9 protein-coding genes are annotated in these 14,502 nt (G+C 61.4%); 3 read left to right on the top strand and 6 right to left on the bottom strand.

Annotated features, from left to right (window positions below; all coding sequences use genetic code 11):
• Positions 1–2: 2 nt before the first annotated feature.
• Genes P3T20_RS15030 through P3T20_RS15020 form a run of 3 tightly spaced genes read right to left on the bottom strand, consistent with a single transcriptional unit; the run spans position 3 to position 5,158 of the window.
• The gene (locus P3T20_RS15030) at positions 3–947 is read right to left on the bottom strand and encodes a LysR family transcriptional regulator (RefSeq protein WP_074267233.1); all 945 of its coding nucleotides are present in this window, start codon (positions 945–947) and stop codon (positions 3–5) included.
• Positions 948–998: 51 nt separating this feature from the next.
• Complete coding sequence (locus P3T20_RS15025; protein ID WP_429287185.1) at positions 999–3,926, bottom strand: bifunctional diguanylate cyclase/phosphodiesterase; 2,928 nt, start codon at positions 3,924–3,926, stop codon at positions 999–1,001.
• Positions 3,923–5,158, bottom strand: coding sequence for an ABC transporter substrate-binding protein (locus tag P3T20_RS15020; RefSeq protein WP_429287444.1), 1,236 nt, complete (start codon positions 5,156–5,158; stop codon positions 3,923–3,925). Before P3T20_RS15020 ends, P3T20_RS15025 begins: the two co-directional genes overlap by 4 nt.
• Before the next feature lie 336 nt (positions 5,159–5,494).
• Between P3T20_RS15020 and P3T20_RS15015 the strand changes: the two genes are divergently transcribed.
• The 3 genes from P3T20_RS15015 (at position 5,495) to P3T20_RS15005 (ending at position 10,460) form a co-directional block, all read left to right on the top strand.
• A complete protein-coding gene (locus P3T20_RS15015) occupies positions 5,495–6,391 on the top strand; it encodes a fructose bisphosphate aldolase (protein WP_074267236.1) in 897 nt (298 codons plus the stop codon).
• 69 nt (positions 6,392–6,460) lie between these two features.
• Entirely contained in the window at positions 6,461–8,608 is a 2,148-nt protein-coding gene (locus P3T20_RS15010; protein ID WP_429287184.1) for a tetratricopeptide repeat protein, read from the top strand.
• A 184-nt stretch (positions 8,609–8,792) separates the two neighbouring features.
• Complete coding sequence (locus P3T20_RS15005) at positions 8,793–10,460, top strand: ankyrin repeat domain-containing protein (protein WP_429287183.1); 1,668 nt, start codon at positions 8,793–8,795, stop codon at positions 10,458–10,460.
• Positions 10,461–10,634: 174 nt separating this feature from the next.
• Here the strand turns inward: P3T20_RS15005 and P3T20_RS15000 are convergent, their stop codons facing one another.
• The 3 genes from P3T20_RS15000 to P3T20_RS14990 form a co-directional block, all read right to left on the bottom strand.
• Positions 10,635–11,777 (bottom strand): substrate-binding domain-containing protein, encoded by a 1,143-nt coding sequence (locus P3T20_RS15000; protein WP_074267239.1) that lies wholly within the window; start codon positions 11,775–11,777, stop codon positions 10,635–10,637.
• 118 nt (positions 11,778–11,895) lie between these two features.
• Complete coding sequence (locus P3T20_RS14995) at positions 11,896–12,894, bottom strand: ABC transporter permease (protein WP_074267240.1); 999 nt, start codon at positions 12,892–12,894, stop codon at positions 11,896–11,898.
• Positions 12,891–14,498, bottom strand: coding sequence for a sugar ABC transporter ATP-binding protein (locus P3T20_RS14990; protein ID WP_074267241.1), 1,608 nt, complete (start codon positions 14,496–14,498; stop codon positions 12,891–12,893). Before P3T20_RS14990 ends, P3T20_RS14995 begins: the two co-directional genes overlap by 4 nt.
• Positions 14,499–14,502: the final 4 nt, after the last annotated feature.

Genomic DNA, 14,502 nt, shown 5'->3' with positions numbered 1-14,502 from the left:
CTTCAGTTTTCGTGAAGGGTCGCGCTGGCGCGGAGCGCCGCGCCGGGCCAGCGGCCGGCGGCCACGATTTCGCGCGCGACATCGAGGAGCACGACACGCGCGGCGAGGCCAGCCGGCGACAGCTCGTCGTCGGATGCGCTGACGATCAGGTTGGGGCGCGTCACGTCGGCATCGAGGATCGGGATACTGGTGAGCTGGGCGTTTTCGGGGCGCGCCAGTGCGGCGCCCGGCTGGATCGTCGCGCCAATGCCGGCGCGCACGGTGTCCATGAGCATCGCGAGGCCGTCGATTTCCGCGGCTATCAGCGGTTCGTAGTGCGCGCGCCTGAAGGCGGCGCTCAGCAGCGCACGCAATCCGTGCGATCCGCTTGGCAGGACGAGCGGCAAGCGCTCCAGTTGCGCGAGCCATACCGACGCTGTGGCCGGCATGCCGGCCAGCGTCGGGTTGCCGATCACGAACAACTGCTCGTCGAGCAACGGCAGGCTGCTCCAGCGCTGAGCCGGTTCTTCCTGAAACAGAATCGCGAGGTCGATCTGGCGCGCGTCGAGCATCGAGCCCAGATGACCGGACAGGCTTTCTACCATGTGCAGCCGAACTTCCGGATAGCGCTCGCGCATGGCCTGGATGAAGGGCAGCCCGAGCACGCCCGTCGTACTCGGTGCGAGCCCGACGCTGACATGCCCCGATAGCCGCGCTTCCTGCGCTGCCAGCGCGGCCGCATCCACGTGACGCAGCGCGAGTTGCGCCTGGCGCCAGAAGGCGAGGCCGGCATCGGTCGGCACCACGCCGGACGAGGTGCGCCGCAGCAGCCGAGTGGAGAGTTCGCTTTCGAGCCGGCTGATCTGCTGGCTCAGTGCCGATGTGACCACGCCGAGCTCGAGCGCGGCGCGCCCCATGCTGCCGTGGGCAACCACACTGACGAAATAGCGTAACTGCCTGAGTTCCATGGGGAGGGCGCGGGTGGGGATCGGCTGATTATAGGGCGCGTCGCGTCGTTCCTAGTCAGCAATCGCCGTGACGGCCGGCCACACCCGCTCCTCAAACTGATCGGACGGAACTGGCTCGGAGTACAAAAAGCCCTGCGCAAAGTCGCAACCCACGGCGGCGAGAAAGTCGCGTTGATCTGTCGTCTCGACCCCTTCAGCGATCACCTGAAGCCCAAGCTTGTGAGCCAGCATGACCATCGCTTCGCAAAGCGCCTGGTTGCCGCCGTCGAAGCCGAGGTTCTGCACGAATGAGCGGTCGATCTTGAGATAGTCGATATCGAAGCGCTTCAGATACGCCAGGGACGAGTAGCCGGTCCCAAAGTCGTCGATCGAAATCCCCATTCCCGCATCACGGAAACTCAGCAACTTCTCATTCAGTTCCGCGTCCAGCAATAACCCTTCGGTTATTTCAATGGCCACGCTTTGTCTGGGCATCCCTTCCCGTATGAGGTATTCGGACCATTGGATACACACCAGATTGTCTTGACGAATCTGCACCGGTGAAATGTTGACGCTGATCTGGAACGACGGATGGAATCGTTGGCGCCATTGATGCGCCTGGCGCACGGCCTGTTTGAACACCCAGTCGCCAATTGGAACGATGAGCCCCGTGTCTTCGGCCAAGGCGATGAAATCTAGCGGACTGATCGTGCCGCGTTCGGGATGCATCCAGCGTATCAGTGCTTCGGCCTTGTAGATTTCGCCCGTCGCGAGATCGACGATGGGCTGGTAATAGACCTGGAACTGTTCCGCTTGCAAGGCGGTGCGAAGATCGCTCGTGAGACGCCGGCGCTTTTCCGCCGCCACCTGCAACTCGGACGTGAAATAGTGGACACGGTTGCGTCCAGCGGCTTTCGCCGCGTACATGGCCTGGTCGGCATTCTTGAAGAGAACGTCGAGTTCGCTGGCGTCGTCGGGGTATAGCGTGACGCCGACACTCGCAGAAATGAAGGCCTCATCCGCGCCGAGCTTGAACGGCTCGGCGAGCTTGGCGATGACCGTCTTCGCGATCTGTTCGATGCGTCCGGTGTCGTCCAGCCCGGACAGAATGACCGTGAACTCATCGCCGCCAAGACGAGCGACCGTGTCGGTTTCACGCACGCAAGAGGTGATGCGTCTCGCCGCCTCGATCAGCAGGATGTCGCCGGTATCGTGTCCCAGTGAGTCGTTGACTTCCTTGAAGCGGTCCAGATCGATCAACATCAGGGCCATGGGCCGCCCAGAGCGATCCGACACGCCAGCTTCGTGGTCGAGACGCTCATGAAACATCTGGCGATTCGGAAGATGGGTCAGCGCATCGAAATTGGCCTGTTTCCAGATCGTTGCCTCGAACACCATCCGGTCCGACAAATCACGGCCTACCGCCAGCACGGAGTTCACCTTGCCCGATGCATCGATCTCCGGCGTGAGCCGGATATGACTGCACTGTTCCTTTCCATCCTTGCCGAGCCATCGCAGTTCAAACTGATGACTTTTGCCGGTTGTAATGGTTTCTTTGATCTTCCTCTCATAGGTCAGCGCATTGGCGCCGCCCGGGACTTCTGAGGGCCGCTTGCCGAGCGATTCGGCGAGGCTGCGGCCCGCTGAAACACAGAACGCGGGATTGGCGTAGGTGCGGCGAAGATCGCGGTCGTAGCGCGTAATCGTGTCGGGCGAGTTTTCGATCAACGTGCGCGACTCCTGCTCGCGCGCGACCAGTTCCACTGTGCGCTCGATGACGGTTTGCTCGAGAGAGGCGTTGATCTCGTTGATCTTCTGGATTTTCTGTCTGATCGCCGCACTCATTCGTTCGAACCGCTGCGCCAGTCTACCCAGTTCATCCTTGGCGCCAATGTCGCTGTGTGCGTCCACCGGTATCTCTACCTCGGCGCCCGCGTCGCTGCCGGTGTCGTGCATCTTTCGCACCAGTTCCTTGAGCGGGGCAGAGATGCTGTGAGAAATGAAGTAGGCGAGGAAGATGGAAAGCAGAAACCCCGAGATGCCCACCAGGATGATCTGGTTGCGCACCGACTGTGCCTCCCCAGTCAGCTTCTGCTCCGGGATGGTACTGACCACAAACCATGGCGTTCCGGCGATGGCGGTGTACGCGGCGAGATATCGGCCGCCACTTGTGCCCTCGAAGTCGACGAAGCCACTCGGCTCGCCGTGCGGATCGGCCTGTGTGATTTTTTCGATCAGGCCCGGCTCGGCCCTGCCGTCGGTGGTCACCGAAGTGCCGTCGGCGCCGACAATCCGCTTGTCGGTGCTGGCGTCGACGACGTAGATCTCCGTTCCGCTGCCCGTAGCGACGTCATCGAAAATCGCCGAGAAATGTTCGGGACGAATCACCAGAACCAGATTGCCGATCTGCTGATTGTTGCTCTTGCCGATGATGGCGCGCACCATCCCCAAGTCCTGTTGACCGGCTCCGTTGTCGTAGCTACCCCAGTAAGGCCGGCCATTGCGGTTGGGCGCCTGCTGGACCAGACGCACGACACCCCGCGTCAGTTGCGCGAACGCCTGGGTGTCCATGATCCGGTTGTTCTGGTCGAGCAGATATTTCTGGTTGATGTAATCAACCGCGCCGTAGTGCTCGAGGAGCAGTCGGGTCATATCCTGGCGCGCTTCGCTTTGCTCCTTTTCATTGCCGCTCGCGACGCGGGTCAGCGCGTCCTGAACGCGATCGGAGAGCACCAGCAGACTGCTCTCCGTCTCGATCTGCTCCATGCGCAGCGAGATGTTTTTGGCGACCTGTTTGACCACCTCTTTCGAGAATATCTCCGCCTTCTGCTTGATCGCCGCGGTCGAATCTACATACGATATGTAGCCCGAAACAAGTATCGGGATCAGCGAAAGCAGGATGAACGCGGTTATCAGCCGGTAGCGAATCTCGACACGGCGCAGCAGATCTAACGAGAAGTAGGCGAATGCGTTTCGCAGCCAACCGAGCAGGGAAGTCATTTGTAGTGCATCTTCGCTTCATTCTTAACCGACTCGTCCAGGAGTTTCGCCGCCTGTCCTGGCGTGATTTTGCCAAACAGCACATCCTGCATCAATCGATGCAAACGCTCGATGGAATTGGAGGGTAGAAACGAATAGTACGGGCTTCCGGTCACCGCATAGCGACTAACCGTGTTGGTGTAGTCGATAATCTTCGGATCGCTAACTGCTTTCCCCGAGACCTGCTTGAACGGGGAGATGTTCTGGCGTTTTGTCTGCAGAATGGGAAACCCCTGCCCGGCGATAAACTCGAGAAAACGCATCGCAGCGGCCTTTTTCGGCGTCTCGGACACCGCAAAGCCGGTTTCGCTGCCGATTACCGGCACGACCCGCTCACCTGGCGCGTTCCACGGTGGGATGAATACGCCTACCTTGAAGGGGTTCCCGTGCAGCAACAGACCGGCGGCCCAACTGCCGTGAAAAGCCATCGCGACCTTGCCTTCCTTGAAAAGCCGTATGCCATCGTCGTAACCGGTCGTCATGAACGAGTCCTGGACGAAACCACGTTCGGGTATCAGCAACATCTTGGCGAAAATATCCGCTACCTGAGGGGTGTTGAGATCCAGCGTGCCGTCGCTGATCCGGTTTTTCCAGTCTGGCTCGTGCGCCACCACATTGTTGGCAAAGCCTGAACTGAAAGGGCCGTTGCCGAGCATGTTCGGAAAGCCGCCGTTCCACATGATAGGCGTAATACCCGCCCGTTTGAGCTGTTCGCACACCGCCAGGAATTCGTTGAAACTGGTCGGCAGTTCCTTGATCCCTGCCTTCGCGAACATGTCCTCGTTGTAGTAGATCAGCGTCGTCGCCACTCCACCCGCTATTCCAAAGTGCCTGGACTGGCGATTGGTCCAGTCCTTCTTGAGCGGGTCGAGCATGTTGTTCCAGGCGGACGTCTTGCTCACATCGGCCAGGAGCCCTTGATCGGCCAGGTCGGCTGCGTAGGCATTCGGGTTGATACTTACCAGATCGGGCAAGTTGCCGGAGGCGACCCGCGGCTTGATGTTTTCCTCCACCGAGTTGCCGATCATGAACTGCACATCCACGTGTATGTCTGGATTCAGCTTGCTGAATTCGGCGGCAATCTGCAGCATTTCCTGCGGCCAGTCGGGAGCCCAGATCAGGGCGGTGATCGTGGTGCTGGCGGGCGCGCTCGTGCTCGAAGAAGTCTGGTCCTGCTGATGGCAACCGCACAACGAAAAAACAATCAAACAGGCCAAGATGGACAGCAAAGACGCAAACGCAGTTTGTCGCACTTGGGGTTCACTTTTCGACGTCGGTCCGATCGGCACCTGATTCTTTGCAAAACAGGGCTGCTTGGGCGCCCCCTGGAGGGCTGCTACTCACACAGCATATCGGCAGTCAGCGCAGATACTTTAACTGGACGACCCGAGCCCGAATCTTGCTGGCGTCGGGCGCAGGCGGCCCGGAGAACTGTATGTGATGGGCGTTTGATACACTGACCGTATTGAGCACTATGTCCCGACTGGGCGTGCTGGTCCGATTTCCATTGTCGAAAAAGGGAGCAAATCGTGGCTGATGAGAAGATGCTGACGCAAGTTCGTGAAAAACAGGGATTTTTCGCGGCCCTGGACCAAAGCGGTGGGTCGACCCCCGGTGCCCTGAAGCTTTATGGCATCCCGGAGAGCGCCTACAGTGGCGACGCCGAGATGTTCAAACTGATCCACGAGATGCGGGTGCGCATCATCACGGCGCCCGCCTTTACCGGGGACAAGGTCATCGGAGCCATTCTGTTCGAAGCCACCATGGACGGGCAGGCTCAGGGGAAGCCGGTTCCGGCCTTCCTGTGGGAGGATCGCGGCGTCGTGCCGTTCCTGAAGGTCGATAAGGGCCTGCAGGACGAAGCGGACGGTGTCCAGCTGATGAAACCAATTCCTGGGCTGGACGCGCTGCTCGAGCGGGCGGTGAAACTCGGTATCTGCGGCACGAAGATGCGTTCGGTCATCAAGCTGAATTCGAAAGAGGGTATCGCCGCAATCGTGAAGCAACAGTTTGAACTGGGCGCACAGATTGACGGCCACGGTCTCATGCCGATCCTGGAACCCGAGATTTCGATCAAGAGTCCGGACAAGCCGGGCGCGGAAGCCACGCTGCTCGCGGAGTTGACCAAAGGTCTCGACGCGTTGCCGGAGAGCCGTCAGGTGATGCTCAAGCTGACCATACCTGACGTACCGGACTTCTATCGTCCGCTGATCGATCATCCGCGTGTGGCACGGGTCGTCGCGCTTTCCGGCGGTTATACGCGCACCGACGCGTGTCAACGGCTCGCTAAAAATCACGGCATGATCGCCAGCTTCTCCAGGGCCTTGATCAACGAACTCAAGGTATCGATGAGCGATAGTGAGTTCGACTCGACGCTCAAGGAAGCCATCGAAGAGATCTATCAGGCCTCAGTCGCCAAGGTCTGACGCAACTTGCAGGAGGGCGCCCCTGGCGGATCAAGATCTTGGGGCGCCTCCGAAGACAATCCAAATCCCATGCCACTCGCGCCGAAGCCCGCGCTTCCCGTCATAGACCGCATTCAGCAAGCCAGTTCACTCTTTTCGGAGAGGAAATTTTCCGAAGCGTTGTCCATTGTTCAGCCAGCACTCGACTCGACCGTAACTGTTCCTCCAGGGCTTCGCGCTGAGGCGCTCAACATCGCTGCGGCGTGCTCGCTCGGCCTGAACCGGCTGGCGGATGCGGAAACGTATTGGCGCCAATGTATCGACCTGCAGCCTGATTTCGCTGCGGCCTATGACAGCCTCGGTACGTTGCTCATGTCGCTCAAGCGTCCTGCGGAGGCCGTGGCGATCTACAAGGAGTTGCAAAAAATTCGGCCCGGCGTTGCCGAGGTTCACCACAATCTCGGCGCGGCTCTGCATGATCTCCGCTATTTGCTCGAGGCGGAGACGGCATACCGGCAGGCAATTGCAATTCGCCCCGGCTATGCGCAGGCCCACTTCAATCTGGCCCTCGCACTTCACGAGCTTCGCCGGCTCCACGATGCCGAGACCGCATACAGGTTTGCTGTGGCGGCGCGTCCCGATTTTGTCGAAGCGCACCACAACCTCGGCAACGTGCTTAAGGAGCAAGGACGCCTTTCGGAGGCAGAGGTGGCTTACGGGCAAGCGCTGCGGCTGAAGCCGGACAATCCCGCTGCCTTGAACAGCCTGGGCGGAGTATTGCTGGGGCTCAACCGGCTCCGCGAGGCCGAGCTCGCGTTTCGGCTCGCATCGACCATTCGACCCGACTATTCGGAAGCACACGCGAATCTCGGTGCTGTGATGCTCCAACTCAAGCGTCTGCCCGAAGCAGAGGCCGCTTTCCGGCAAGCTATCGCATCCAATCCGGACTATGCCGAGGCTTACCATAACCTCGGGAATGTGCTCTATGCCCTCAATCGGCTAGCCGAGGCCGAGGAGGCTTATACACAGGCGCTTCGCTGCCGGCCGGGAATCGTGGAGGCGCATCACAACCTCGGCTGCGTACTCGGAGCACTCGAGCGTCTGCCCGAAGCCGTTGCGCACTTTCAGCAGGCGGTCGCCTTACGTCCCGGATACGCCGAGGCTCACTACAATCTCGGTAGCACGTTGAAGCGCCTCAATCGTCTGCCGGAGACCGAAACCGCATTCCGGCAAGCGCTCGCGTTGCGCCCCAACTATCCCGATGCCAGGTTCTATCTGGGAACGCTGCTGCTGGGCACGGGACAGTACGCGCAAGGATGGGAGCTTTACGAGTCGCGCTACGAGCATCCCGGATTTGCTCACCACAATTCGCGCGTCCTGCTACGTTGCCCACAGTGGCAAGGGGACGATCTGGCAGGCAAATCCCTGCTGGTCTGGCAGGAAGACGGCCTTGGCGACATGATTCAGTTCGGCCGTTATTTCGCACTGCTCAAGGCGCGAGGGGCCGCGACCATTGCGTTTGCGTGTGCGCCTGCCTTACGCAGGCTGATGGCCACCGTTGATGGTCTCGACGAGGTCGTGGATCATGAAACGGCGCTCGCGCAATCCGCGCGATTCGACTGCTGGACGAGCCTGATGAGCTCACCCTGGCATCTCCGTACGACCTTGGAAACGATTCCGCCGCCGCTTCACCTGGTGCCGGAGCCGTCGATCGTCGAGCGTTGGCGCTCGCGGCTCGCAACGCTTCCGCCTGGCCGCAAGGTCGGGCTGGTGTGGAAGGGCAATCCGCAGCACCACAATGACGCGCACCGGTCGCTACCTTCGCTGGCTACGCTGGCGTCTCTCTGGAGCCGGCCTGACGTCAGCTTCGTGAGTCTGCAAAAGGGGCAGGGCGAGGCCGAAGCTCAATGCCCGCCCGCGGATCAACCGCTTCTGCACCTCGGGTCGGAGGTGGAGGATCTCGCCGACAGCGCTGCAATCATCGGCCAGCTGGATCTGGTCGTGTGCGTCGATACGGCGATAGCCCATCTTGCTGGGTCCCTGGGTACGCCCTGCTGGATACTGCTTCCCACGACGGGTGTCGACTGGCGATGGATGCAGGAAAGAGCGGACTCGCCCTGGTATCCGGATATGCTGCGTCTCTTTCGGCGAGCCGAAGGGGAGTCCTGGCTCGCTACAGTCGAAAGGGTTCGGCAGGCGTATATCGAGCAGTTTGTCAGTCCTGTCCAGCAGGGCTGACCTCCGCCTCGAGCCTGGGTTGACGGAGCAGCACACCATCGCCTAGCATCCGGATTAGCGGTGCAGGCCGCTTCTGGGTCCGCGGAAAGGGTTGAACCCACCTGTTGCAGCGTGTCAGATATCTCACCATCCTTTGTGCTGGCGGTATTGCGGACCTTCGGCCATCAATGCACGAGGATCCGCCATGAACAAGCTGCCTCCCAAGGCCAATCTCGACCATCTCAAGAAGCAGGCGAAGGAGTTGTTGCGTCTTTACCGCGACGACAACGCAACAGCGATCGCCCGCTTCGTCAATCATCTTCCCGCCGCCGCGCACCGCTCAGATAGCGAAGCGATAGCGCTTCAGCTTCGTCTACACGACGCGCAGTCCTGCATCGCGCGCGAGTACGGTTTTTCTTCCTGGGCGGATCTCGCGCTGTATGTCGAGACGAGTGCTTTCGCGCACCACGATCAGGCGGCTCTGATACGCCGCTGGCTTGGCCTCGCCTATGGTGGCGATGTCACAGGAACGTATAACGCGGCACGGCCACGCGTTGCAGTTCAGCTTCTACAGGAACACCCCGGCTTTCTGGCCACGGACGCGTACGTGGCCTGCGCTGCGGGGCATCTCGAAGTGGTGTCGCGAATGACCGCGGCTGATCCCGGGTGGGTCAACCGCGCGGGGGGACCACTAAGCCTCCCGCCGCTCGTCGCGGTGACGCACTCGAGGCTGGGTCAACTGCCGGAGTTCATCGCACCGCTACGCGAATGCGCCCAGCACCTTCTTGCGGCCGGGGCCGATCCTAACCAGCGTATCGGTAACCGGTTTCCACCGGCTTCTCTCGCAAAACCCAACGAGTCGGAGCCGCTGTCTGCGCTTTACGGTGCGGCCGGCGTTGTCCGCGATCTGGCGCTCACAGAGATGCTTCTGGAGGCGGGCGCGGATCCCAATGACGGTGAATCGCTCTATCACTCGCTGGAAAATCCGGACTGCACGCGCTTGCTGTTCCGGTACGGCGCGCGTGTCGCCGGGACGAATGCGCTGCGGCGAGCGCTAGATATGCCGGACCCGGCTGCCCTCGAACTGGTGCTGGCGCATGGTGGCGACGCCAACGAGCCGGCGGGAGAGGGGCCCACGAAAGTCTGGGGGCCTCCGTTGCTGCGTGCGATCGCCGTGAGCCGATCGACTCGCCATATTGCCGCACTACTGGCGGCCGGCGCCGATCCCACCGCGCAGACGCCCGCCGGCATCAGTGCTTATCGGCTGGCGAGCCAGGTCGGCCTACCGGAAGTCGTAGCACTCCTGCGTACCTACGGAGTGCAGGAGACGCTAAGCGACGATGACGACTTCGTGGCAGCTTGTGGACGTGCTGACGCGATCGAGGCGCGTCGTATTCAGGCCCGACGTCCGGATCTGCCAGGCGCGTTGCCGGAGGACCGGCTGCGCTTGCTGCCCGATGCCGCGGCATGGGGATCGATCTCTGCGGTCAAGGTGATGGTCCAACTCGGTTGGCCGATTGCCGCGCGCGGAGGAGACTGGGATGCGACGGCGTTAAACCACGCTGTCTTTCACGGTGACGCGGATCTCACGGCCTTTCTGCTTTCTCACGGAGCTAGCTGGCGTGAGACGCAAGGCTTCGGAGACGATGTGCTCGGTACGCTTTCCTGGGCCTCTGTCAACGAGCCGGTTTTGGCGCGGAACCCGGACTGGCCAGGTTGCGCGCGCGCGCTCCTGGCTTACGGGCTTCCCAAGGTGGAGCGGGATCCGTCGAACCCGGAACGGGTAATGATCGAGGGCCGGCCGAAACGGTTTTCGGAGGCAGTGACGGAGGTCTTGCTGGAAGGTGGGGGCGTGAACTCCGAAGCGAGCTGAGCGGTGGAGTGATATATCGCGCTGAGTTTCGGCAATATAGCGGTGCATTCATCGCAAGGGGCGAAGAACGCAAAGCGGGGCGAAGAACTCGAAGCGCAATAAAAAAGAGCGAAGCCCGCAAAGGCTTCACTCTCAAGCTCACGCTTACACCTACACGTCACACCGCGTCGGTCATCAACCGCAAGCGGGCGCTGCCTTCTTGCAGGCATCGGCCAGTTGCGGCGGCGGGTCCTTCTTGAATACCGTCTTGTACGATTCGAGCACGTTGGACTGTACGACGGGCAGCGATTGCACGCCGATCCACGCCGGTGGCGTCTGGCCGATCAGCGCTTTCATCATCGCCATCGCTTCCGCTACGCCCTGATCGTACGGACGTTGCGAGCCCGTTGCTTTGAGCGGGCCGCCCTTGGCAATTTCAATCGCCGACTCAAGGCCGAGGTCGACCGTCGTCATGGGCGTGTTGAGGCCCTGCGCGCGCATCGACGTCAGCGTGTCGAGCGCGGGCTGGTCCCAAACGGCAAACACACCCTTCACGTCCGGATTGGCGGTGAGGAAGTCGCCGGCAACCTGACCGACCTTCGACGGGTCCGTGAAGGCGACCTGTTTGATCTTGATGTCGGGGCGATTCTTCTTCATCCAGTCGTTGACGGCCTTCGTGCGCTCCGTCGTGCTGAAGTAATCGACGCCGAAGTTCACAAGACCCACCGTACCGCCCTTCGGCACGCACGATGCAAGCACCTTCGCCGCGATCTGGCCGTTGCCCTCGCTATCCGCCGAGACCATTGCCGAGTACTCCTGCGGATGTTTGAGTCCCGTCGGCACGTTGTCCATGAACACCAGCTTGATGCCGGCCTGCGAGACTTTCTTGTACGTCGCAGCCGTCGCCGTGCCGTCGACCGGAATCGAGATGATGCCGTTCGGATGGCGCTGGATCGTGTTCTCGATGTCGGCAATCTGCTTGTCGACCTGATACTCGGCCGACGCCGTGCCGATCACTTCCACGCCGTATTTCTTCAGCGTGTCGGTGATGCCCTGCACCTGCAGTTGCGACCAGTCGAGGTTCATCGTCTGCATCGAAATGCCGACCTTGAAGTTGCCGGCCTTGACCTTGGCGGCCTCGGCATCCGTCAGCTTGACGGCATCCACAGACGCCGCCTTTTCGCCATTCGGTCCCTGCCCGACGATACCCTTCGGTCCAATTGAATTCACAGGCAGATTCGTGCATGCCTGCGCAAATGCCTGCGAACAGCACAGGGTCATGGCAGTGATTGCGGCGACACTCGCCAGCCTCGCTGCTGATCCACGACGATAGTTCATGATCTTCCTCCGGTGGTCTTGTTGTACTGCGTCTCCAGCTGTTTTTGAACTTGCCCTGCGTGGCCTGCCGTGCAACGTCGCATGCACGGGAGACCGTTTTACTCGGACTGCTTAGTGCCTATTTGCGGGTGAACGCGACTGCCGCGACGATGATGACGCCCTTGATGACGAGTTGCAGCGACGAACTCACGCCGAGCAGTACGAGTCCGTTATTCAGCGTGCCGATGATGAGGCTGCCGAGCAGCGTGCCCAGAATGAAGCCGCGTCCGCCGAACAGGCTGCAGCCGCCGAGCGTAACGGACGCGATCACGTCGAGTTCCATGCCCTGCACAACGTCGGGCCGCGCCGCATGCGAACGCGCGGACAGCACGAGCGCGGCCAGGCCGGCAAGCGCGCCGGTCAGCACGAAAGCGAGCGTCGTCACGCGGCGGATGTTGATGCCTGAATAAAGCGCGGCCGTGGGATTGCCGCCGGCCGCATAAATCTGCCGGCCGAACACACTGTAGTGCAGCAGCAGAATGCCGCCGATCACGGCGAGCAGTGTCCAGAGGATCGGCACCGGCACGCCAAAAATCGTGCCCTCGCCGAAGATCGCGATGAAGTTGTCGTTGGTGATGATCTCGGGGCGCGTCGTCGTAACCATCAGCGCCAGACCGCGTGCTGCGCTCAAGCTTCCGAGCGTGACCAGAAACGACGGAATCGAGAGGCGCGTCGTGACGAAGCCGTTGATCGCGCCGACGATCGCGCCCGTGCCGATGCCCGCAATCGCGCCGAGAATCCAGTTATCGCTGATGTGCGACATCGCGAGCGCCGCCGACATCCCCGACAAGGCCAGCGCCGATCCCACGGAAAGGTCGATCTGCCGCGCAATGATTACGAACGTCATGCCGATCGCGATGATCGAGACAAGCGCCGTTTGCCGTCCGATATTGAGGAAGTTGTCGATCGAGAGGAACCACGGCGACGCAAAGCTGAACACGACCAGCAGAATCGCAAACGCGATATACAGCATGTACGGGCGATCGCCTTGCAGCAGAAGCTGCGCGATCCGCCACGTGCGTCCATGACGCGGGGTGCTCTGTTGCTCGGCGGGCATCGGCGAAGCGGAGTCGTTCATGTTGCAAGCTCTTCCATAGGCCGGGGAAGTTGAATGAGATGGTGAAGTTCTTCCGCGTGGCGAATCTGCGCGCGCTCGACGGTCCGTTCGATCGAGCCGTCCATCACGATGGAAATGCGATCGCATAGCCGCAACAGTTCGTCCAGATCCGACGACACCACTACGACACCTGTACCCGCATGCGCCGCGTCGCGCACCACGCCGTAGATTTCTTCGCGCGCGCCTACGTCCACACCGACCGTCGGCTCATCGAGCAGCAACAGCTTCGGCCGCGGATGATTCCATTTGGCGAACACGACTTTCTGCTGGTTGCCGCCGGAGAGAAACTTCACTTGCGTCGACGCATCGGGCGCTTTTACGGAAAGCTGCTTCATCGCCGTGCGCGCCTGTTGTGCAGCGGCTTTCGCGAGCAGCCAGCCGCCTCGCGAAAACTGCGGCAGACGCGGCAAGGTCAGATTGCGTTCAATCGAGTGATCGAGCACGAGCCCTTGCAGATGCCGGTCTTCCGGGACGAGCGCGATGCCGCGCCTGATGGCATCGGCGGGTCGGCGAGCGGCGAGCGGTTCGCCGTCGAGCTCAATCGTGCCTGCGTGCGTCGGCAGCAGGCCGAAGATCGTCTGCAGAATCTCCGTGCGGCCGCTGCCGATCAGTCCTGCGAGGCCGTGCACTTCGCCTTTGTGCACGGAGAAGTTCACGCCGGAAAGACGCGCATTGCTCACGTTTGATAGCGTCAGCACGGGCGCATTGTGTGCGACCTGTGAGGCGGCTTGAGCATCTACGCCAAGCCCCGGTTGCGTCACTACGCCCCCGGTGGTTTCCTGTCTGGCCTGCATCGCCGCATGACGCGGGCCGACGATGGCAGCGACCAACTGCTTCATGTCGGTCTCGGCCGTGGCGAACTGGCCGGCGTTCGCGCCGTCGCGGAACACGGTCACGCGCTGCGAGATACGAAACACCTCGTTCAGACGGTGCGTCACGTAGATCACACCAACGCCGCGCTCCGTCACCGCGCGAATCGCGTCGAAGAGAATCTGTTCTTCGCCGCCCGTTAGCGCGGACGTCGGCTCGTCGAGGATCAGCACGCGCACGTCGCCCATCAGCGCCTTGCAGATCTCCGTCATCTGCCGGTAGGCAAACGGCAGCGAGTCGACTGGCACGCGTGGATCGAGTGGAATATTGTGTTCGCGCAGAAATGCGCTGACCTGCGCCAACAGTTCGCGTTGCCTGACGAAGCCAAACCGCGTGCGCGGCTCACGCCCAAGCATCAGGTTGGCACCAACGGACAGCGATTCGACGAGACTCAGGTCCTGATAGACGACGGCGACGCCCGCCTCGCGCGACTTCGCCGGCGATTCGAACGCGACCTTCTGGCCGGCGATTTCGATCGAGCCTTCGTCGTAGGTATGGACGCCGCTAAGTATCTTGATGAGGGTGGATTTGCCCGCGCCATTTTCGCCGAGCAGTGCATGCACTTCACCCGGCAGAACTTCCAGATCGACGCCGCGCAACGCCTGCACGCCACCGAATTTCTTGGTGACGCCAGTAACGCGGATCAATGGCAGTCGAGGCGATGAAGCGGCCGCGACCGCAACCGGCTCACTCATCCTG

The organism is Paraburkholderia sp. GAS206C (genome assembly GCF_050435645.1).
GTDB lineage: Bacteria > Pseudomonadota > Gammaproteobacteria > Burkholderiales > Burkholderiaceae > Paraburkholderia > Paraburkholderia phenazinium_B.
The sequence above is the reverse complement of the archived record's forward strand: the minus strand, read 5'-3'. Positions and strand labels throughout refer to the sequence as shown.